We start from the raw sequence: 20,404 nt of genomic DNA on the forward strand, positions 1-20,404 counted from the left end.
CCAATGAATACGCACGTGCTCGCGGTTGCGAGCGATCCGTCCCTTGCCGACTTCGGCCACGACCCGCTCTGGATCAGCATCATCAAGGCCGTCGTCATCTTCGCGGTCCTGATGCTGGGCGTGCTGTTCGGCGTGTGGTTCGAGCGCAAGCTCATCTCCCGCATGCAGAACCGCTACGGCCCCAACAGGGCGGGCAAGTTCGGCCTGCTGCAGTCGGTCGCCGACGGTCTGAAGATGGGTCTCAAGGAAGACCTCATGCCCAGGACCGTGGACAAGGTGATCTACTTCATCGCCCCGGTGGTCCTGGCGGTTCCGGCCTTCCTCGCCTTCTCGGTCATCCCGATGGGGCCGATGGTCTCGATGTTCGGCGTCAAGACCCCGCTGCAGCTCACCGACCTGCCGGTCGCGGTGCTGCTGGTGCTGGCGATGGCCTCCATCGGCGTCTACGGCATCGTGCTCGCGGGCTGGGGCTCGCGCTCGCCGTACACCATCCTGGGTGGGCTGCGGGCCAGCGCCCAGGTGGTGTCCTACGAGATCGCGATGGGTCTCTCGTTCGTCGGCGTCTTCCTGTACGCGGGGACGCTGTCCACCTCGGAGATCGTCGCCTCGCAGGCCGGGGGCAGGGAGATCGTGCTCGGCGGGCTGACCCTGCAGCTGCCCTCGTGGTACATGATCCTGCTCATCCCCTCCTTCCTCATCTACATCGTCACGATGCTGGGTGAGACCAACCGGGTCCCCTTCGACCTGCCCGAGGGTGAGGGTGAGCTGGTCGGCGGCTTCCAGACCGAGTACTCCAACTCGCTGAAGTTCGCGGTCATCATGCTCGCCGAGTACGTCAACGTCTTCGTGGTCTCCGCGGTCTCGATCACCCTGTTCATGGGCGGGTGGCGGGCGCCGTTCCCGATCTCGTTGTGGTCGGGGGCGAACACCGGCTGGTGGCCGCTGCTGTGGTTCTTCCTCAAGATGGTGATCGTCTTCTCGTTCTTCATCTGGTGCCGCGCCTCGCTGCCGCGGGTGCGCTACGACCAGCTGATGGCCCTGGGATGGAAGGTCCTCATCCCGATCAACCTCGGCTGGATCCTCCTGGTGGCGACCATGAAGGCCTTCCAGATCCCGGGCGTCAACGGACAGGTGATCCTGATGCTGGGCGGTCTCGTGCTGGTCGGGTGCTTCGCGCTGTGGTGGCGCTTCGACAGCGTGCTGCAGAAGCGCAGGGAGGCCAAGGCGGCTCAGGTCGAGGAGGAGTTCGCGCGGCTCGACGCAGAACCGGCCGCGGGTGGCTTCCCCGTGCCGCCGCTCGACCTGCCGCACTACCACGGGGTAGCGCGCAAGGAGGTTCCCAGTGGGAGCAACTGATTGGCTGAACTCCGTCAAGGGGTTCGGCGTGACCTTCCACACGATGTTCAAGAAGGTCGAAACGGTCAACTACCCCGAGGAGAAGCGGCCGACGGCTCCGCGCTTCCACGGCCGTCACCAGCTCAACCGCTGGCCCGACGGCCTGGAGAAGTGCGTCGGGTGCGAGCTGTGCGCCTGGGCCTGTCCGGCCGACGCGATCTTCGTCGAGGGAGCGGACAACACCGAGGAGGAGCGCTTCTCGCCGGGCGAGCGCTACGGGCGCACCTACCAGATCAACTATCTGCGGTGCATCCTGTGCGGCCTGTGCATCGAGGCCTGCCCCACCCGGGCGCTGACCATGACCAACGAGTACGAGCTCGCCGACTCAAGCCGCGAGAGCCTCATCTACACCAAGGAGATGCTGCTGGCGCCGCTCGGGCCGGGCATGGAGGTTCCGCCCCACGCCATGCGTCTCGGTGAGACCGAAGAGGACTACTACCGGCTGGGACGAAACAATGGGTGAGACCATCACGTTCTGGGTGCTGGCGGTGGTCTCCGTCGCCGCGGCCCTCGGCCTCGTCTTCAGCCGCAAGGCGGTCTACTCGGCGCTGATGCTGGGCGTGGTCATGCTCTCCCTGGCGGTCCTCTACGCCGTCCAGGACGCGCCCTTCCTGGCCGCGGTGCAGATCATCGTCTACACCGGCGCGGTCATGATGCTCTTCCTGTTCGTGCTGATGCTCGTGGGCGTCGACTCGGCGGACTCACTGGTCGAGACGATCAGGGGACAGCGGTTCTGGGCGGCCATCGCGGGCCTCGGCTTCGCGGCCCTGCTCGCGCTCGCGGTCGGCAACACGCTGATCGCCCCCGCCAAGGGCCTGACGAACGCGGTCAAGGAGGCGGGCGGCAACGTCCCCAGCCTGGCCCAGTTGATCTTCACCAGATACGTCTTCGCCTTCGAGGTCACCTCGGCGCTGCTGATCACCGCGGCGCTCGGCGCGATGGTCCTGGCCCACCGCGAGCGCGTACGGCCCAAGGCCACCCAGCGTGACCTGGCCCGTGCCCGCTTCAGCGGCCCGCAGCCCTCGCCGCTGCCCGGCCCCGGCACCTACGCCCTGCACAACGCCATCGACATGCCCGCCCTGCTGCCCGACGGCACGATCGCGGCCAAGTCGATCAACCGGGTGCTCGCCAGGCACGAGGAGGAGGACGGCGTCACGCCGACCGACCCGAGCAAGGCGGCGATCGTCAAGCAGCTCCTCGTCGAGGAGCGGCTCGCCCCGAAGGACGAGGTGCCGGACGACTCCCACACCGACGCGCGGGCGGTCGTCGAGGACAACGTCGCTCAGGACGACCTCCGGGACGAGGCCGCGACGGACGAGGCCGAGACGGGCGGCGCCGTACGGGAAGCCCACCAGGAGGACGGCAAGTGACCACCCACTATCTGGTGCTCTCCGCACTGCTGTTCGCGATCGGTGCGATCGGCGTGCTGACACGGCGCAACGCGATCGTGGTGTTCATGTGCGTGGAGCTCATGCTCAACGCCTGCAACCTCGCGTTCGTCACCTTCGCCAGACAGCACGGCAACCTGGACGGCCAGATCATCGCGTTCTTCGTGATGGTCGTGGCCGCGGCGGAGGTCGTGATCGGTCTGGCCATCATTGTGATGATCTTCCGAACCCGCAGGTCAGCGTCGGTGGACGACGCGAACCTGCTGAAGTACTAAGAGGTGGCAGGTGCAATCTCCCGCTGAGATCGTTCCGCACTCCACAGGGGTGGTCGGGGTCTCCTGGCTGATGATCGCGCTGCCGCTGCTCGGTGCCGCGATCCTGTTGCTCGGCGGACGTCGTACCGACCGCTGGGGCCACCTGCTCGGCGTCGTCATGTCGCTGGCCTCGTTCGTGGTCGCCGTGCTGGCCTTCGTCCAGATGCTCGGCCTGGACCCGGGCAAGCGCCGGATGGCGGTGGAGCTGTACCAGTTCATCCCCGGCGTCGCGAACATCGGCCTCCTGATCGACCCGCTGTCGATCAGCTTCGCCCTGCTGATCACCGGTGTGGGCTCGCTGATCCACATCTACTCGATCGGCTACATGTCGCACGACCCCGACCGCCGCAGGTTCTTCGCCTACCTGAACCTGTTCGTCTCGGCCATGCTCCTGCTGGTGCTGTCGGACAACTACGTCGGCCTGTTCATCGGCTGGGAGGGCGTCGGCCTGGCGTCCTACCTGCTGATCGGCTTCTGGCAGTTCAAGCCCTCTGCGGCGGTCGCGGCGAAGAAGGCCTTCATCGTCAACCGGGTCGGTGACTTCGGCCTCCTGATCGGCATCTTCACGATCTGGACCACGTTCGGCTCGGTCGCCTTCAAGGAGGTCTTCGAGGCCGCCCCCGGCGCCCAGCAGAACACGCTCACCGCCATCGGCCTGCTGCTGCTCCTGGGCGCGTGCGGCAAGTCCGCCCAGCTCCCGCTGCAGTCCTGGCTCCTGGACGCGATGGAGGGCCCGACCCCGGTCTCGGCCCTCATCCACGCCGCGACCATGGTCACCGCCGGTGTCTACCTCGTGGTCCGCTCCGGCGCGTTCTTCGAGGCGGCCCCGACCGCGCAGCTCGTCGTGACGATCGTCGGCGTGGCCACGCTGCTCGCCGGTGCGATCATCGGTTGCGCGAAGGACGACATCAAGAAGGGCCTTGCCGGTTCGACGATGTCGCAGATCGGCTACATGATGCTCGGCGCGGGTCTCGGCCCGGTCGGCTACGCCTTCGCCATCGCGCACCTGATCACCCACGGCTTCTTCAAGGCCAACATGTTCCTCGGCGCCGGTTCGGTCATGCACGGCATGAACGACGAGGTCAACATGCGCAAGTACGGCGGACTGTTCTCGGTGATGAAGGTGACTGCGATCACCTTCATCATCGGTTATCTGGCGATCATCGGCTTCCCGCTGCTGTCCGGTTACTTCACCAAGGACGGCATCATCGAGACGGCCATGGAGCACAACCAGATCCTGGGCTGGCTCGCCGTCGTCGGCGCGGGCATCACCGGCTTCTACATGTCGCGGATGGTCTTCATGACCTTCTTCGGCAAGCGACGCTGGGAGGACGGCGCCCACCCGCACGAGTCGCCCGCCGTCATGACGGTGCCGCTGATCATCCTGTCCATCGGGTCGATCTTCCTGGGTGGCTTCCTGATCCTGGGCAACCGGTTCATGCAGTTCCTGGCCCCGGCCGTCGGTCTGCCCGAGGAACTGCCGAGCTTCCACCCCTTCAGCGTTCCCGGTCTGGCCACGCTCGCGCTGGTCGCCGTCGGCGCCGCCTTCGCCTGGTTCAGGTACGGCGCCGCCGAGGTGCCCCGGGTCGCCCCGCGCGGCTCGTTCCTCACCACCTTCGCCCGCCGTGACCTGTACGGCGACGCCCTCAACGAGGCGCTGTTCATGCGTCCCGGCCAGTGGCTGACCCGGCTGGCGGTGTTCTTCGACAACCGAGGCATCGACGGCCTGGTCAACGGGCTGGCCGCGGCGATCGGCGGCACCTCCGGGCGGCTGCGCCGTGTGCAGACCGGCTACGTACGGTCATACGCGCTGTCCATCCTCTTCGGTGCCGCCGTGGTCGTTGGCGCGCTGCTCTACGTAGGGAACATGTGATGCCCTGGCTCTCGACCCTGATGGCCGTGCCCGTTGTGGGCGCGGTGGGTGTCTCCCTTGTCAAGAGTGACAAGCTCGCCAAGCAACTGGCCCTGGTGGTCTCGCTGGTCGTGCTGGTCCTGACCGCCGTCATGGCGTTCAGGTTCGACCCGGCCCTGGGCGCCGCGAAGGAGACCCGCTTCCAGTTCGCCGAGGTCTACGACTGGATCCCGGCCTTCGGCGTGCACTACGGCGTCGGCGTGGACGGCATCGCCCTGGTGCTGATCGCGCTGTCGGTCATCCTGGTGCCGATCGTGATCCTGGCCTCCTGGCACGACGCGGACGGCACCGGGGCCGCGGCCCCGCCCAGGCGGTCCGTGAAGACCTACTTCGCGCTGCTGCTGGTGCTGGAAGCGATGATGATCGGCGTCTTCGCGGCGACCGACGTCTTCCTCTTCTACGTCTTCTTCGAAGCCATGCTGATCCCGATGTACTTCATGATCGGGTCGTACGGCGGAGCGCAGCGGTCCTACGCGGCCGTCAAGTTCCTGCTCTACTCGCTCTTCGGTGGCCTGCTCATGCTGGTCGCGGTGATCGCGCTCTACGTGATCGCCGAGAAGGGCACCTTCATGTTCCCCGAGCTGGTCGGGGTCATCCAGGACCCGACCACGCAGAAGTGGCTCTTCCTCGGCTTCTTCATCGCGTTCGCGGTCAAGGCGCCGCTGTGGCCCTTCCACACCTGGCTGCCCGACGCAGCCGCGCAGGCCCCGGCGGGCGCCGCCGTACTGCTGGTCGGTGTGCTGGACAAGGTCGGCACCTACGGGATGCTGCGCTTCTGCCTTGAGCTGTTCCCCGACGCGGCCAAGTTCTTCACGCCGCTGGTGATCACGCTCGCGGTGATCGGCATCATCTACGGCGCGATCGTGGCCATCGGCCAGACCGACATGAAGCGCCTGATCGCCTACACCTCGATCTCGCACTTCGGCTTCATCGCGCTCGGCGTCTTCGCGATGACCACGAACGCGGGTGCGGGCGCCACGCTCTACATGGTCAACCACGGCTTCTCGACCGGCGCGCTGTTCCTGATCACCGGGTTCCTGATCTACCGCAGAGGATCGAGCCAGATCGCCGACTACGGAGGCGTGCAGAAGGTCGCCCCCGTGCTGGCGGGCACCTTCCTGGTCGCCGGGCTCTCCGGTCTCTCGCTGCCGGGTCTGTCCACGTTCGTCAGCGAGTTCATGGTCCTGCTCGGCAGCTACGAGCGCTACGTGGTCCCGACGATCATCGCGACCACCGGGGTCATCCTGGCCGCGGTCTACATCCTGTGGATGTACCAGCGCACGATGAACGGTCCCACGGCGGAGAAGGTCAAGGGCCTGCCCGACCTCGACGCCAGGGAACGATGGGTGGTCGGCCCGCTGATCGTCCTGATCATCGCCCTCGGGTTCTTCCCCAAGCCGGCGCTCGACATGATCAACCCGGCGGTGGACCACACGCTGTCCAACGTGCACATCTCCAACGTCCACGTCACTCCGGCCGTCGCTGAGAAGAAGGGGGCCGGGCAGTGAACGGCACCACCATCACCGCTCCGACGATCGAATACGCGCTGCTGGCCCCGATGCTGATCGTGTTCGGCGCCGCGCTCGTCGGTGTGCTGGTCGAGGCGTTCGCGCCCCGCTACCTGCGCAAGTCGATCCAGATGCCGCTCACGCTGCTCGCGCTGATCGGCGCGTTCGTCACGACCGTCCTGACGGCCCTCAACGGCCTGCCGGAGCGGGCGGCCGCCATGGGCGCGGTCGCTGTCGACGGCCCCTCGCTGTTCATCTGGGGCATCATCCTCATCCTGGCCTTCGTCAGCGCGCTGCTGATCAACGACGACGACCAGTTCGTCGCGCAGGCGGCAGCCGTACCCGGAAGCGTGGACGAGGAGGAGGCGGTCCGCAGCGGGTTCGCCCAGACCGAGGTCTACCCGCTGCTGCTGTTCGCGGTCGGCGGCATGCTGCTCTTCCCCGCCTCCAACGACCTGCTGGCGATGTTCGTCGCCCTTGAGGTCATGTCCCTGCCGCTGTACCTCCTGTGCGGCCTGGCCCGCCGTCGCCGCCTGCTCTCGCAGGAGGCCTCGGTCAAGTACTTCCTGCTCGGTGCCTTCTCCTCGGCCTTCTTCCTGTACGGCACGGCCCTGGTGTACGGCTACGCCGGGTCGGTCGACCTGAGGGCCATCAGCGAGGCGCTCGGCAGCGTCTCCGGGCAGCAGACCCTGCTGCTCGTCGGCGTCGCGCTGCTCGGCGTCGGCCTGCTGTTCAAGATCGGCGCCGCGCCCTTCCAGGCGTGGAAGCCCGACGTCTACCAGGGCGCGCCGACCGCGGTCACCGCGCTGATGGCCTCGACCGTGCTGGTCGCCGCCTTCGGCGCGCTGCTGCGCGTCTTCTGGGTGGCGCTGGGCAACCTCGACTGGGACTGGCGCCCGGTCATGTGGGGTGTGGCGATCCTGACGATGATCGTCGGTGCGATCCTGGCGATCACCCAGACCGACATCAAGCGCATGCTCGCCTACTCGTCCATCGCGCACGCGGGCTTCCTGCTCACCGGCGTGATCGCCACCGGCTCCGCGGCGCAGAACTCCCAGTCGCTGTCGGCGGTGCTGTTCTACATGGCGGCCTACGGCTTCACCACGGTCGGCGCCTTCGCGGTCGTCACCATGGTCCGCGACGCGGGCGGCGAGGCCGGGCACCTGTCCCGGTGGGCGGGTCTCGGCAAGCGGTCCCCGGTGCTCGCGGGCATCTTCGCCTTCTTCCTGCTGGCCTTCGCGGGCATCCCGCTGACGAGCGGTTTCTTCGGGAAGTACGCCGTGTTTACCGCGGCGGTCGGCGGCGGGGCGCTGCCGCTGGTCATCGTGGGTGTGGTCAGCTCGGCGATCGCGGCGTTCTTCTACGTCCGCGTGATCGTGCTGATGTTCTTCAACGAGCCCGCGGCCGACGGCCCGAGCATCGCGGCGCCCAGCGTCGGCACCTCGGCTGTGGTCGCCCTGGCGGCAGCGGCTACCGTAGTGCTGGGGGTTTTCCCGCAGCCGGTGCTCACTCTGGCGGACCAGGCTGCGTCCGCGTTGTTCATTCGTTAGAGGGAGTAGTGCTTCATGGCTGCGCCACCCGTTGTTGATCTCCCGTTCGTCGACGAGCGGCTGGCGCAGGACCTCGCCGAAGGACTGGCGGAGGTCGAGAAGCTGCTTCGCTCCTCGGTCGAGAGCCGGGACTCCTTCGTCACGGAGGCGTCCCGGCACCTGATCGAGGCGGGTGGCAAGCGGTTCAGGGCGATGCTCGTGCTGCTGGCCGCCCAGTTCGGGGCGCCCGGTGCCGCGGGGGTGGTTCCCGGCGCCGTGGTGATCGAGCTGACCCACCTGGCCACGCTGTACCACGACGACGTGATGGACGAGGCCCCGGTGCGCAGGGGGTCGCCGTCGGCCAACGCCCGCTGGGACAACACCGTGGCCATCCTGACCGGCGACTACCTGTTCGCCCAGGCCTCGGAGATCCTCGCCGATCTCGGCCCCGACGTCATCCGCATCCAGGCGCAGACGTTCTCCCGCCTGGTGCGCGGGCAGATCCGCGAGACCATCGGTCCCCGCGACGACGAGGACCCGATCGCCCACTACATCGAGGTGCTGGCCGACAAGACCGGCTCCCTGATCGCGACCTCTGGGCGGTTCGGCGCCATGCTGAGCGGTGCCTCTCCGGAGATCGTCGATCGGCTGACCAGGGCCTGCGAGGCGATCGGGGTCGGCTGGCAGCTCGGTGACGACCTGCTGGACGTGGCCTCGGAGTCGGTCGAGTCGGGCAAGACGCCGGGAACCGACCTGCGCGAGGGCATCCGCACGCTGCCCGTGCTGTACGTCCTGGCCTCGGGGGCGCCGGAGGACGCCCGGCTGCGCGAGCTGCTGGCCGGGCCGGTGGCCGAGGAGGACGTCGAGGAGACGCTGCGCCTGCTGCGCGCGCACCCGGCGATGGACCGGGCCCGTGCGGAACTGGTCTCCTGGGTCGACCGGGCCCGCAAGGACCTTTCCGGTCTTCCCGACATACCCGCCAGGGCGGCCTATCTTGCCCTGTGCGACTACGTCATCGAGCGCTCGGGCTGATCCTCTTCCCGGGAGCCTCGGGGCTTCTGCGGCCTTTCCAGGGGCCTTTCTGGGGTATGGCGATTTTTCAGGATTTTTCGTCTTTTCGGGCTGAGTGGGGTCGGCGTCTGTTCTGTACGGCGTCGGCGTGAGCCGTAAGCCCCGATGGGGTGGATGATCCTCCATTGTGGGCGCCGAGCGGTGGGTTTTCCTCCATCGCCTTGCCGTACGCCCCGGTGCTTTGATCGAGGCATGTCAGCCAGTCCAACTCTTCAGCCTTCTCAGCGAACCGTCGTCCCCGCCCGCGAGGGCCGCGCCGTACACGTGGCGGCCGGGCAGGGGATCCGGGTGGTGGACCTGGAAGGCGGCCAGGTGGGAGACGTGTTCGCCTTCGCCGTGGACGACCTGTCCGAGCACCACAGCGCCTCGCACACCCGGACCCAGATCGACCGCCTGTTCCCCAGGGTGGGCGAGCAGTTCTTCACCAACCGGCGCAGGCCCATCCTGACCCTGGTCGAGGACACCTCCGTCGGACGGCACGACATGCTCATCGCCGCGTGCGACCCGGAGCGTTACGCCACACTCGGCGTCACCGGCTGGCACGCCTCGTGCGCCGACAACCTCCGCACGGCGCTGGCCCCCTTCGCCGGGGCCCCGACGTTCGTGCCCCAGCCGATCAACGTCTTCATGCGCGTCCCCGTCGACGAGCACGACGACCTGAGCTGGCTGCCCGCAGCCTCCCGCGCGGGCGACAGCATCACCTTCCGCGCGGAGCTGGACTGCCTCGTGGTCGTCTCCTCCTGTCCACAGGACGTCTCCGTGGTCAACGGCGGGGTGCCCACCTCGCTGGCGATCGAAGTCCTGGACCCCCAGGAAACAGCCGTCCTCGTCCCGTCGTCAGGAAAGCAGGCCCACTCATGAACCATCCGGCACTCACCTCCGTCGAACTGGGGGGCCTGCGGCTTCCCAACCGCCTGGCCGTGGCACCCATGACCAGGGTCTCGGCCACACCAGAAGGCGTCCCGACGTCCGAGATGGCCGACTACTACGCCGGGTTCGCCCGTGGCGGGTTCGGCCTGGTCATCACCGAGGGCACCTACACCGACACCGTCTTCAGCCAGGGCTACTTCAACCAGCCGGGCCTCGCCCTCCCCGAGCACGTGGCCGGGTGGCGGCCCGTCACCGCCGCGGTGCACGCCGAGGGCGCCACGATGATCGCCCAGCTCATGCACGCGGGGGCGCTCTCCCAGGGCAGCCACTACCGCTCGAACACGGCCGGCCCCTCCGCACTGCGCCCTGGTGGAGTCCAGATGCCCGAGTACGGCGGAGGCGGCACCTGGCCCGTCCCCAAGGAGATGACCGAGGAGGACATCGCCGAGGCCGTCCAGGGCTTCGTCACCTCGGCGAAGAACGCGCGGGCCGCCGGATTCGACGGGGTGGAGATCCACGGCGCCAACGGCTACCTGCTGGACCAGTTCCTCACCGACTACACCAACCAGCGCGCCGACGGGTACGGGGGTCCCATCGACAACCGGGTCCGCCTGGCCGCCGAGGTGGTCGCCGCGGTGCGGGCCGAGGTCGGACCGGAGTTCGGCGTCGGAATCCGCCTGTCGCAGACCAAGGTCAACGACTTCACCTACCGCTGGCCCGGTGGCGCGAAGGACGCCGAGATCATCTTCACCCGGCTGGCCGAGGCGGGAGCCACCTACCTGCACGTGGCCAGCGAGGGACGCGACTGGATCGAGACCGCGCGCCTCGACGGCGGACGGACCCTCACCGCGCTGGCCCGCGAGGTCACCGGCCTGCCGGTGATCGCCAACGGCAACATGCACAACCTCGACCAGGCCGCCCGCGTCATCGCCGAGGGACACGCCGACCTGCTCTCGATCGGCCGTGGCGCGCTGGCCAACCCCGACCTGCCCAGGCGTCTGGCCGCGGGTGCCGAGCTGGACGCCTTCGATCCGGCGATACTTCACCCCATGGCCAACCTCGCCAACGCCCGGCAGTGGGCTCGGGGTTAGTCGGCCAGGAGAGGAGACCGCCCGTGACCGGGACCTGGCGCGGCCGAGCCGCCGCCGTCGCGACGCTGACGTTCGACGTCGACGCCGAGACGCCCGTCCTCGCCCATGGCAGACGCTACGCGCGGCACGCCATGACGATGTCCCACCAGGCCTACGGCCCCGAGGTCGGTGTGCCGAGGCTGCTGGACATGCTGGACGAACTCGGGGTGCCCGCGACGTTCTTCGTGCCCGGCTGGGTCGCCGAGCAGCGGCCGGGCCTGGCGGCGCGCATCGCGGAACGCGGTCACGAGGTGGCCCACCACTCCTACAGCCACCGCGCGCCGACCTCGATGGGCGAGGGGGAGGAGCGGGCCGACTTCGAACGCGGCCTGGAGGTCTTCGCCCGGCAGGGGGTGGAGATCTCCGGGCACCGGGCGGCGATGTGGGAGGCGACCTGGCTCACCTCCGAACTCGTCGCCGAACACGGCCTGCTGTACGACTCCTCCCTCATGGCCGACGACCGGCCCTACCGGATCTCCACCGGGGCCGGGGAGATCGTCGAGCTTCCCGTGCACTGGTCACTCGACGACTGGGAGCAGTACGCCTTCCTGCCCCAGCCGCACGTCGGCTCGGTGATCGAGGAGCCGGAGAAGGCCGAGCGCATGTGGCGTGCCGAACTCGACGCGATGCGCCACTACGGCTGCCTGTTCAACCTCACCAGCCACCCGTTCCTGACGGGACGCCCGGCCCGCTCCCTGGCCCTGCGGCGCCTGGTGGAGTACGCCCTGAACTGCGGCGACGTCGAGTTCCTCCGCTGTCGCGACGTCGCGACCAGGGCGGCGGGGGATGCCACGCTCGTCCCCCGTGAGCTGGAACCGCCCTCCGTCGATCCTGGGACCTACCCCCGGGAGTGACACGCCTGCCCTGCCGGATCATGGCTCCCGGTTGGCTTTGCCGTACGGCAAGGCGAGCGGCCTCGCCGTACAGGAAGACAGGTCATGCGCCGCGGTCGGCCTGGAGGGCGAGGAACAGGTCCACCCTGCCCGGGGTCGTGCCCACGTCGCGGCCGGTCAGTTCGGTCACCCGGGTCAGCCGGTTGCGCAGGGTGTTGACGTGGACGTACAGCGCGGCGGCCGTCTTCGCCCAGTGGCCGTCGTGGTCGAGGAAGGCCCGCAGCGTCGTCTCCAACTGCCCGCCCTGGGCGCGGTCGTGGGCCCTGAGCGGGTCGAGGACGGCGGCGGACAGCCGTCGCAGCGCCTCCTCGTCCTGCGTCCCCAGCAGCAGCCGGTGGGTGCCCAGCTCGCCGAAGAGCGCGACGTCCCGGCCCGGGGAGCGGCGCAGCACCCGGCACGCCTCCCGCGACTCCGTCAGCGGGGCGCGCAGCGCGGCCCAGCCGTTCGCGACGCCGCCGAGACCCGCGACGACCCGCCGCCCGTCGAACCCGCGCGACAGCCAGGCCGTCAGTCGTTCGACCGTCGCGGGAAGCTCCTCAAGCGGGTGCCGCCACGGGTGGACGGCGACCACGTCCTGACTGCCCCCGGCCACGACGACCTGCACGGCCTCGGCGGTGAAGAACTCAACGACGGCCTCGGCCATCCCGGGCAGCGTCGCGACCCCCTCTCCCGAGTCGGCGAAGGCCAGGGCCGTCACCGCGAGCGGCCCCGACGGATCGACGCCGAAGGCCTCAAGCCGCGCCGGGACCTCGGCCGCCCGTGAGGAACCGGACAAGACCATGTCCAGCAGCTCCGTGGCGAAGCGCATCTCGATCGCCTGCACCGCCTGCCGCCGCGCCACCTCCAGGCTGAGGAAGTGGGCCGCCTGCACGAGCGCGTCCTGCTCGGTCCTGCTCAGCGACCTGGCCGGGCGCAGGCACACCAGGCCCGCGTCGGCCTCACCGAGCGCCCCGACGAGGAACAGCGTCGCCGTACCTGACTCTCCGACGGCGAGTTCCAACGGCGGCGGGCGGCGGGCGAGCCCCTCGGCGACGGTCCGCAGCTCGTCCTCGGGCAGGGAGCCTCCCGCGGTCGCCAGCAGCCGTCCCATGCGGTCGACGACGACGAGGGGCAGGTCGTGGTCACGCCGCAGCACCCGGAGCACGCCGGAGGCGCCCGCCCCCTGGGAGATCGCGTCCGCCAGCGCGTTGCCCCGCCGTACCATCGACACCAGCGTCCGCTGCCGCTGCTCGGCCAGTGTCGTGGCGGCGGCTCGCGAGACGGCGGTGAAGGGCACCTCGGACACCAGCTCGACCAGGGGAAGGTCGGCCTGACGGCACGCCTCGACGAGTTCGGCAGGGGTCGCGGGCATCTCCTCGCGGAGCCCGAACACGATGCCCGCCGCGCCGGAGCGGACGACATTCGCGACGAACTTCCCGGGCGTGGTGGTCCGCAGCCACAGGCCGTTGGTCAGCACCAGCTCCCTGTCCCGCAGATACGGGGAGGGATCGGGCAACTCGGTGTTGTGGACCCAGAGGGCCTCGGCGTCGAGCGCCCCCTCGGGACCCGCGACGAGCACCTTCAGCCCCAGCGAGTCGTCGTCAACCAGGGATCGCAGACTAAGCACGGTGTCAGAATATCCATCGACTTCCTGGGTTAACTAGAGATTCACCCATGGGCCATTCGCCGCCCTCGGTGGTTGAGTGAGTCAGATCACAAGCACAACGCCTCGACCACACCGGAGGCCAGCGATGCAGGACACCCGACCCCATGCCGAGGGAACGGCGGAGGCGGCGTTCGACGCCCACGGGATCGCCCCCATTCCCGAGAGAGCCCGCGACTCCACCCCCTGGGAGCAGTTCTGGATCTGGGCGGGCGCCAACATCGCGCCCATCAACTGGGTGCTCGGCGCCCTCGGCGTCACCCTCGGCCTGAGCTTCCTTGAAACCCTGGTCGTCGTGGTCCTCGGCAACCTCGTCGGATGCGCGGCCTTCGGCCTGTTCAACCTGATGGGGCACCGTACCGGCGTCAACCAGATGCTCCTGGCCCGCTCGCCCTTCGGCCGCAGGGGCGCCGTGGTGCCCGGCGTGATCCAGGGCCTGCTCGCCATGGGCTGGGTCGGCGTCAACACCTGGGTCGTGCTGGACCTGGTGCTCGCGGTCCTCGCCCGGATGGGGGTCGAGGGAGGCCCGGTCCTCAGGTATCTCGTCGCGGGCCTCATCATGGCCGTCCAACTCGGCCTTGCCGTCTACGGGTTCTACGCGATCCGGACCTTCGAGAAGTACACGGTCCCGCTGACCGTGGTCGTCATGGTGATCATGACCGTGGTCGCGCTCACCCAGACGAAGATCAACTGGACGCACGCGACCGCGCCCGACACGGGAAGCAGGATCACCGCGATCACCCAGTTGCTCACCGCGATCGGGGTCGGCTGGGGCGTGTCCTGGCTGCCGTACTCGGCGGACTACAGCAGGTTCGTCCGTCCCGGCTCCTCCGGCAGGTCGGTCTTCTGGGCCACGGCCCTCGGGATCTACGTCCCCACGGTGTGGCTCGCCGCGCTGGGGGCGGCGCTGGCCAGCGCGGGCAGCGGCGGAGACCCGTCCGACCTGGTCATCCAGGCGTTCGGCGGCCTGGCGCTGCCGGTGCTCCTGCTGCTCATGCACGGGCCGGTCGCGACCAACATCCTCAACCTCTACTCGTGTTCGCTGGCCGCGCTGACCGTGGGCATCCGCCTCGCCCGCTGGAAGGTCACCCTGGTCGCCGGGGCCGTGGCCTCCGTCGTCCTTGTCGTCTTCATCCAGGCGGGCAGCTTCGCCCATGCCTTCGACAACTGGATGACCTCCATCCTGGTGTGGATCAGCCCCTGGGCAGGGATCATGCTCGTCGCCTTCTTCGTCAAGCACCGGGGTTCCCCCGACGTCGCCGCGCTGTACGCCCCCGGCCGTGGCGTCAACGTCCGGGCGCTCACCGCCCTCGGCCTGGGCGTGCTCGCCGGGTGGTCCTGGCAGTACGGCCTCGTCCCCGCCATGCAGGGACCGGTCGCCCGCGCGCTCGGCGGCACCGACTTCTCCTGGCTGTCCGGCGCCCTGGTCGCCGCGCTCCTGTACTACTTCCTGTGCGACCGCTCCCCGGCCCCCGTCGCCGCCGCGCCGCGGCCCAGGGTCACGGAGGCGTCATGAGCCGCGTGATCGTCCTCACCACCGGCGGAACGATCGCCTCCCGGCACGGCAAGGACGCCGTGACGGCCGGGACCACCCCCGCCGACCTGCTGGAGGGCCTCGACGTCGAGCACCGCGAGATCTTCGACCGGGGAAGCTACGGCTTCGGGGAGGCCGAGCTGCGGCTGATCGCCCGCACCGCCCTCGCCGCCGCGGACGAGGCCGACGGCGTCGTCGTCACCCACGGCACCGACACCATGGAGGAGACCGCCTTCCTGACGGCGCTGACCCACACCGGCGACCGGCCGATCGTCTTCTGCGGCGCGCAGCGTCCCGCCGACGACCCCGACCGCGACGGCCCCCGCAACCTCCGCGACGCCGTACGGCTGGCCGCCCACCCCGAGGCGGCCGGGCTGGGTGTGATGATCGCCATGGGCGGGCGGGCGTGGTCGGCCAGGCACGCGACCAAGACCCACACCCTCGACCTTGAGGCCTTCTCCGCCCCCGATATGGGCCCGCTCGCGACCCTCATGGCCGACGACGTCCAGGTGGTCGCCCGTCCGGTACGGCACGGCGGCCTTCCCCTTGCCGTGCTTGACGAGCCCCTGCCGCGGGTCGATCTCGTCACCGCCCACGCCGGGGCTGATGGGGCGCTGATCAGAGCCGCGGCGGCCAGTGGGGCGCGCGGCGTGGTCGTGGCGGCCCTCGGGACAGGGAACGTGCCCCCCGACATGGCGACGGCGATCGGCGAGGTCATGGCGTCCGGCGTGACCGTGGTCGTCGTCTCCCGCTGCGCCGGTGGCCCCGTCGTCCCCCGCTACGGAGGACCCGGCGGCGGCGCGAGCCTGGCCGCCTCCGGCGTCACCTTCGGCGGCTCCCTGCGGCCCTCGCACGCCCGTCTCCTGCTGGCGGTGTCCCTGGCTGCCCCGGGTTTTTAGGCCGTCACGCTCTCCGGCTCCGGTACGGCGCGGCGGGACTGCCGGGCCGTACGGAGACCGTCCCAGGTGAAGACCGAGAGGGCAAGCCAGACGATCGCGAACCCGAGCCAGCGGCTGGCGGGCATGACCTCGTGGACGATGAAGACGCCGACGAGGAACTGCAGGACCGGGGCGATGTACTGCAGCAGCCCGAGCGTGGTGAGCGGCACCCGCAGGGCCGCGGCGGTGAAGCACAGCAGCGGGATGGCGGTGATGACGCCCGCCCCGACGAGCAGCAGGGCGTGCCCGGCGCCCTCGGTCCCGAAGGTGCCCTGGCCCTGCCCCTGCAGGAAGGCCAGGTAGCCGAGGGCGGGAAGCAGCAGCACCAGGGTCTCGACGGCCATGCTCTCCGCTGCGCCCACCTGCGCGATCTTCTTGACCAGGCCGTAGGTGCCGAAGCTGACGGCGAGCGTGAGCGCGACCCACGGCGGCCTGCCGTAGTCGAAGGCGAGCAGCAGGACCGCCAGGGCGCCGAGCCCCACGGCGGCCCACTGCCACGGCCGCAGGCGCTCCTTGAGCAGCACGACGCCGAACAGCACGCTCACCAGCGGGTTGATGAAGTAGCCGAGCGCGCTCTCGACCACGTGCCCGGCGTTCACCGCGTAGATGTAGACGCCCCAGTTGACCGTGATGATCGCGGCGGCGAGGGCGAGGAGGGCGAGCTTCTTCGGGGTGCGCAGCAGGTCGCGGAACCATGACCAGTGGCGTCGCACGGCCAGGATCACGACGACGGCCGCGAGGGACCACACCATCCGGTGGGCGAGGATCTCCAGGGCTCCCGAGGGCTTCAGGAGCGGCCAGTACAGGGGGAACAGGCCCCACATGCCGTAGGCGGCGATGCCGTAGAGGACCCCACGTCGTGATTCAGGCATGACCCCCATTTTCACTGCTTACGCGATTTAACACAAATTAGTAATACTTGTCCGATAGTTAAGGCCTGCTTAGGGGAACAGGAGGGTGGCGCCGGTGGTTGCTAGCTGGTGAGAACGTGTCAGAAGGAGGTTCGCAGCATGGGCTGGCTGTTCGGCAAGGACAAGACGACCATGGTCGCCCCGGAGAACGCGCTGCCGGGCCGTACCACCCCGATCCCGGTGCCCGAGCGCCACGCGGTCCTCGACGCTCCGCTGGCTCCGCCGTACCCCGAGGGGACGGAGATCGCGGACTTCGGCCTCGGCTGTTTCTGGGGCGCCGAGCGCAAGTTCTGGCAGACCCCGGGGGTGGTCTCCACCTCGGTCGGCTACGAGGGCGGCTACACGCCCAACCCGACCTACGAGGAGGTGTGCACCGGCCAGACCGGCCACACCGAGGCCGTCCGCGTGGTCTTCGACCCGTCCCGCGTCTCCTACGAGGAACTGCTCCGCGTCTTCTGGGAGGCCCACGACCCGACCCAGGGCATGCGCCAGGGCAACGACGTCGGCACGCAGTACCGCTCGGCGATCTACTACCACTCACCCCAACAGGAGAAGTCAGCCTTCGCCTCCCGCGACGCCTACCAGAAGGTCCTGGACGAGGCGGGCTACGGCAAAATCACCACCGAAATAGCCCCGGCCGGCGACTACTTCTACGCCGAGGACTACCACCAGCAGTACCTGTACAAGGTCCCCAACGGCTACTGCGGGATCGGGGGGACGGGCGTCTCCTGCCCGGTGGGCATCGCGCCCGCTGGTGAGTGAATCAGGACTTCAAGGTACGAGGGGTTCCTCTCCTGCGGGATCCGGTGATGGCCGCCGGTTGTGAGCGGCACCGGTTCTGCAGGAGGGAGGACTTTGACGCACGGAGCCCGATCCCTGCGACAGGTCGGGTTCTCTGCGGAGGACGCCTCGAAAGGCCTAGTTCTGCTCCAGAGCCCGTACGAGATCGGCCGCGAGGAACGATGTCGCCAGGGCGACCGTTTCGGGCTCGCCGATTCCCTCTTCCGCACGTCCGGCCATCTTTGCGCCGGGCGCGTCCGGTCCTAGGGCGAACAGGGCGGCCAGATGCTCGACGGCCTCGTTCGTGACCTCGTCGCTAATGGGTTCATGACGTAGGACGTCGAAGGTCGTGGCCAGTTCGGTTGTGTCGGTGTCAATCAGTATCCGATATATGTCGTGTGCGTCCTTGTCGTTCAGCCGATGTGGAGCGGAAACACGTTCAGCGATCTTGTGAAGCTTGGCCACCAGCAAAGCAGCAGCTCCAGCGACCCTGACTTGGTACGTGCGAGTGTCGTCCGGGTCGAGAGCGACGACATCCATGATGTCGTTGTCGATGACAGCGGCTTCGAGGCCTCGGGCGCGCCGGGTGGCGCGGCGGTCATGAGGCGGAATGCGGGCTCCCCGCGTGTTCTTCGAACCCGACCCCGCGAGAGCTTCGGGCACCATCAGATCGACAGGAATGCCTTCCGGACTCAACCATGCACCCGGCTGTCCTCCGATGGGGTCGCGGTAGAACCCTGCGCGACTCATGGAAGCCTCCAGAAGTGGTTCGTCCTCCAACACCCTTGGGTCGAGGGCGAGATCACTGTCTTTGGTTGTTTCGGCGAGTGCGACAGGGCTGCGTGCGGTACGTAGATATATGGCCTGTGCGCCGATCACGATCACCGCGTCCCGATGGGCGTCCAGTGCGGCCAGAGCATCAAGAAGCGCGGATCGGGATCGGACGAGAAGGTCGTCCCTATCTACGCCAGGAGGCTTCATTTCGGGTCATCCATTCGATGAGTTCTTCGGCTTCGGCAGGACCGCGCCCAGGGCCTGTCAGCAAGTCGACGGCGACCTGGGACGGTGCGGCGATTGAGAGACCGGCAGCGTTAGTGATGGTGCGAGTGAAAACGATATCGATTTCGGGTTCGGCCAACATCACATTTGCTCCGGCATCAGCAGGACGAAGGCCCCAAACCTGGGCGGATTGCTCAGCATCCGCTGTGTAAACCATTGCGGAACGGGCCGGAGCATAGGGGGCCCACACGGCAGCCGCCAAGGTTCCGGTCACGGCGTACTGAACGGAACTCTCCGCCGCTCGCTGTTCGAGGCTTGACAGCCCTCTGGGAGCTATCCAACGTGTAACGCGGCTGTTCCGCACAAATCCGTAGTCCTCGCTCCATCGTCTCAAGAGTGGGACCCAATCGGGTACGACGACTGCACCCGAACTGCCCCGTGCCACCAGGTTCTCGTTCTCAAGGAAATCGATCACCCGATAGGCCGACCCGGTGGAAACGCCGGAGGTATCGACCAGTTCGCGGATCGTCCATATTCTGTCGTGGTCCAATAATGTGCGCACGACCTTTGCCGCAGGAGCACCCTTCAGCGTTCCACGTGGTCTTCCGGGGCCGCGCCACGGATCACGGTCGGCTCCATGAACCAATACGTACAAGCCTGGGCGGGGAACGTTCAGGTATATGTTCCCTGTCGCGTCTGCGTAGGAGAGTCCAGCGTCGGAGAGTATTTTTCGTACAGGAGGCGACAGGTATCTGGAAACGACAACCCCATGACTTCCTGGATTCTCTTTCGTGTATGCGCCTAGTTGCTGGATCAGCATAGCGATGTCGCGTCTTTCCACTGTGCGCTTGGCCTCCACCACCAGTACGGCCGTTGTTCCGTCCGGTGCGGTCACCTCCCAGAGCGCGTCGAGACGAGCATCGGGGACACCGTGACTCAGTGATCGAGTCTTCCAACCCGTGGGCAGTTGGCTGCTCAAGGCAGCTGCTCCGGCTTTCAGAATCTCGGCTTCGTTCTGAGGTCGTGCCTTTGTTCCCATGAGCTCCCAGCCCCTCGTGTTCGGGAAAAACCCTACCTCCGCTGGAGGCGGAAAGCTGGTATTTCCCGAACGTCGTGCCGTATGGGTCCGTTCCGACGCCGGCCACGTTCATGGTCAGGCGGTCCACGTTGCCGTCGTGTTCGCCAGCATCGATGTCATGGTCTCGGTGGCGTGCGGTGGGACGTCCATCGCGGGCGAGGGGTGACGGTTGTTCCCTCTCATGCCGAGCTGACGACCCAGCAGGCGGCGGACATGCTGAATGTTTCGCGCCCCTATCTGATCAAGCTTCTTGAGGAGGGGGAGATTCCCTTCCGCCTGGTCGGCAAGCACGGGCGTCGCGATGATGTCAGGCGCCGTACGGCTGCCGATCAACTCGCCGCGCTGGGCCAGGAGTTGGGCGTCTGAGCATGGGCTTTGTGGGGTCTATGACGCGAACGTGCTCTACGGCAACGCACTTCGCGATCTGCTCATCCGCGGCCATGACGGGGCGGATCCAGGCCATGTGGACCGGCAGGATCCTTGACGAGATGTCGCCGCCAATCGTCCGGAAC

Annotated in this window: 19 protein-coding genes; 15 read left to right on the forward strand and 4 right to left on the reverse strand. The window is 68.3% G+C overall.

The annotated features are described in order from the left end of the window. The first annotated feature begins 15 nt into the window (after positions 1-15). The 11 genes from nuoH to FHS44_RS01365 all read left to right on the forward strand — a co-directional run bounded on the left by nuoH (position 16) and on the right by FHS44_RS01365 (position 11,971). Positions 16-1,356, forward strand: coding sequence for an NADH-quinone oxidoreductase subunit NuoH (nuoH, locus tag FHS44_RS01315; RefSeq protein ID WP_376771552.1), 1,341 nt, complete (start codon positions 16-18; stop codon positions 1,354-1,356). Continuing rightward, entirely contained in the window at positions 1,343-1,858 is a 516-nt protein-coding gene (gene nuoI, locus FHS44_RS01320) for an NADH-quinone oxidoreductase subunit NuoI (protein WP_184712004.1), read from the forward strand. The genes nuoH and nuoI overlap by 14 nt, the downstream gene beginning before the upstream one ends. Further along, positions 1,851-2,765 (forward strand): NADH-quinone oxidoreductase subunit J, encoded by a 915-nt coding sequence (locus FHS44_RS01325; RefSeq protein ID WP_184712005.1) that lies wholly within the window; start codon positions 1,851-1,853, stop codon positions 2,763-2,765. The genes nuoI and FHS44_RS01325 overlap by 8 nt, the downstream gene beginning before the upstream one ends. Continuing rightward, positions 2,762-3,058: an NADH-quinone oxidoreductase subunit NuoK gene (gene nuoK / locus FHS44_RS01330; protein WP_184712006.1), complete on the forward strand. Its 297-nt coding sequence runs from the start codon at positions 2,762-2,764 to the stop codon at positions 3,056-3,058. The genes FHS44_RS01325 and nuoK overlap by 4 nt, the downstream gene beginning before the upstream one ends. 70 nt (positions 3,059-3,128) lie before the next feature. Further along, a complete protein-coding gene (nuoL, locus tag FHS44_RS01335) occupies positions 3,129-4,970 on the forward strand; it encodes an NADH-quinone oxidoreductase subunit L (protein WP_184713381.1) in 1,842 nt (613 codons plus the stop codon). Next, positions 4,970-6,517: an NADH-quinone oxidoreductase subunit M gene (locus tag FHS44_RS01340; protein WP_184712007.1), complete on the forward strand. Its 1,548-nt coding sequence runs from the start codon at positions 4,970-4,972 to the stop codon at positions 6,515-6,517. Before nuoL ends, FHS44_RS01340 begins: the two co-directional genes overlap by 1 nt. Beyond that, on the forward strand, positions 6,514-8,067 hold the full coding sequence (gene nuoN / locus FHS44_RS01345; protein ID WP_184712008.1) for an NADH-quinone oxidoreductase subunit NuoN: 1,554 nt from the start codon (positions 6,514-6,516) through the stop codon (positions 8,065-8,067). The genes FHS44_RS01340 and nuoN overlap by 4 nt, the downstream gene beginning before the upstream one ends. Before the next feature lie 15 nt (positions 8,068-8,082). After that, a complete protein-coding gene (locus FHS44_RS01350; RefSeq protein WP_184712009.1) occupies positions 8,083-9,078 on the forward strand; it encodes a polyprenyl synthetase family protein in 996 nt (331 codons plus the stop codon). Positions 9,079-9,309: 231 nt separating this feature from the next. Further along, positions 9,310-9,978 carry a DUF1989 domain-containing protein gene (locus tag FHS44_RS01355; protein WP_184712010.1) on the forward strand — a complete coding sequence of 223 codons (669 nt, stop codon included), beginning with the start codon at positions 9,310-9,312 and terminating at the stop codon, positions 9,976-9,978. Next, positions 9,975-11,078 (forward strand): oxidoreductase, encoded by a 1,104-nt coding sequence (locus FHS44_RS01360; RefSeq protein ID WP_184712011.1) that lies wholly within the window; start codon positions 9,975-9,977, stop codon positions 11,076-11,078. Before FHS44_RS01355 ends, FHS44_RS01360 begins: the two co-directional genes overlap by 4 nt. A gap of 23 nt (positions 11,079-11,101) precedes the next feature. Then, complete coding sequence (locus tag FHS44_RS01365; protein WP_184712012.1) at positions 11,102-11,971, forward strand: polysaccharide deacetylase family protein; 870 nt, start codon at positions 11,102-11,104, stop codon at positions 11,969-11,971. A gap of 82 nt (positions 11,972-12,053) precedes the next feature. On the opposite strand, the gene FHS44_RS01370 is transcribed toward FHS44_RS01365, so the two are convergent. Further along, on the reverse strand, positions 12,054-13,616 hold the full coding sequence (locus tag FHS44_RS01370) for a PucR family transcriptional regulator (RefSeq protein WP_184712013.1): 1,563 nt from the start codon (positions 13,614-13,616) through the stop codon (positions 12,054-12,056). Positions 13,617-13,740: 124 nt separating this feature from the next. Between FHS44_RS01370 and FHS44_RS01375 the strand changes: the two genes are divergently transcribed. Then, positions 13,741-15,168: a cytosine permease gene (locus FHS44_RS01375; RefSeq protein WP_184712014.1), complete on the forward strand. Its 1,428-nt coding sequence runs from the start codon at positions 13,741-13,743 to the stop codon at positions 15,166-15,168. Then, positions 15,165-16,085, forward strand: a complete 921-nt coding sequence (locus FHS44_RS01380) for an asparaginase (RefSeq protein WP_184712015.1) — start codon at positions 15,165-15,167, stop codon at positions 16,083-16,085. The genes FHS44_RS01375 and FHS44_RS01380 overlap by 4 nt, the downstream gene beginning before the upstream one ends. Here FHS44_RS01380 and rarD read toward each other — a convergent pair. Beyond that, complete coding sequence (gene rarD, locus FHS44_RS01385; protein WP_184712016.1) at positions 16,082-16,996, reverse strand: EamA family transporter RarD; 915 nt, start codon at positions 16,994-16,996, stop codon at positions 16,082-16,084. The genes FHS44_RS01380 and rarD overlap by 4 nt on opposite strands. 138 nt (positions 16,997-17,134) lie before the next feature. Between rarD and msrA the strand changes: the two genes are divergently transcribed. Next, a complete protein-coding gene (gene msrA, locus FHS44_RS01390; protein ID WP_184712017.1) occupies positions 17,135-17,797 on the forward strand; it encodes a peptide-methionine (S)-S-oxide reductase MsrA in 663 nt (220 codons plus the stop codon). A gap of 156 nt (positions 17,798-17,953) precedes the next feature. Here the strand turns inward: msrA and FHS44_RS01395 are convergent, their stop codons facing one another. After that, on the reverse strand, positions 17,954-18,700 hold the full coding sequence (locus FHS44_RS01395) for a hypothetical protein (RefSeq protein WP_312863497.1): 747 nt from the start codon (positions 18,698-18,700) through the stop codon (positions 17,954-17,956). Between the two features lie 73 nt (positions 18,701-18,773). After that, on the reverse strand, positions 18,774-19,853 hold the full coding sequence (locus FHS44_RS01400; RefSeq protein ID WP_184712019.1) for a hypothetical protein: 1,080 nt from the start codon (positions 19,851-19,853) through the stop codon (positions 18,774-18,776). An 81-nt stretch (positions 19,854-19,934) separates the two neighbouring features. Between FHS44_RS01400 and FHS44_RS42815 the strand changes: the two genes are divergently transcribed. Further along, positions 19,935-20,258: an excisionase family DNA-binding protein gene (locus FHS44_RS42815; protein ID WP_184712020.1), complete on the forward strand. Its 324-nt coding sequence runs from the start codon at positions 19,935-19,937 to the stop codon at positions 20,256-20,258. Positions 20,259-20,404 lie beyond the last annotated feature (146 nt).

Origin of the sequence: Streptosporangium saharense, assembly GCF_014203715.1 — a bacterium.
In the GTDB taxonomy this organism is placed as follows: domain Bacteria; phylum Actinomycetota; class Actinomycetes; order Streptosporangiales; family Streptosporangiaceae; genus Streptosporangium; species Streptosporangium saharense.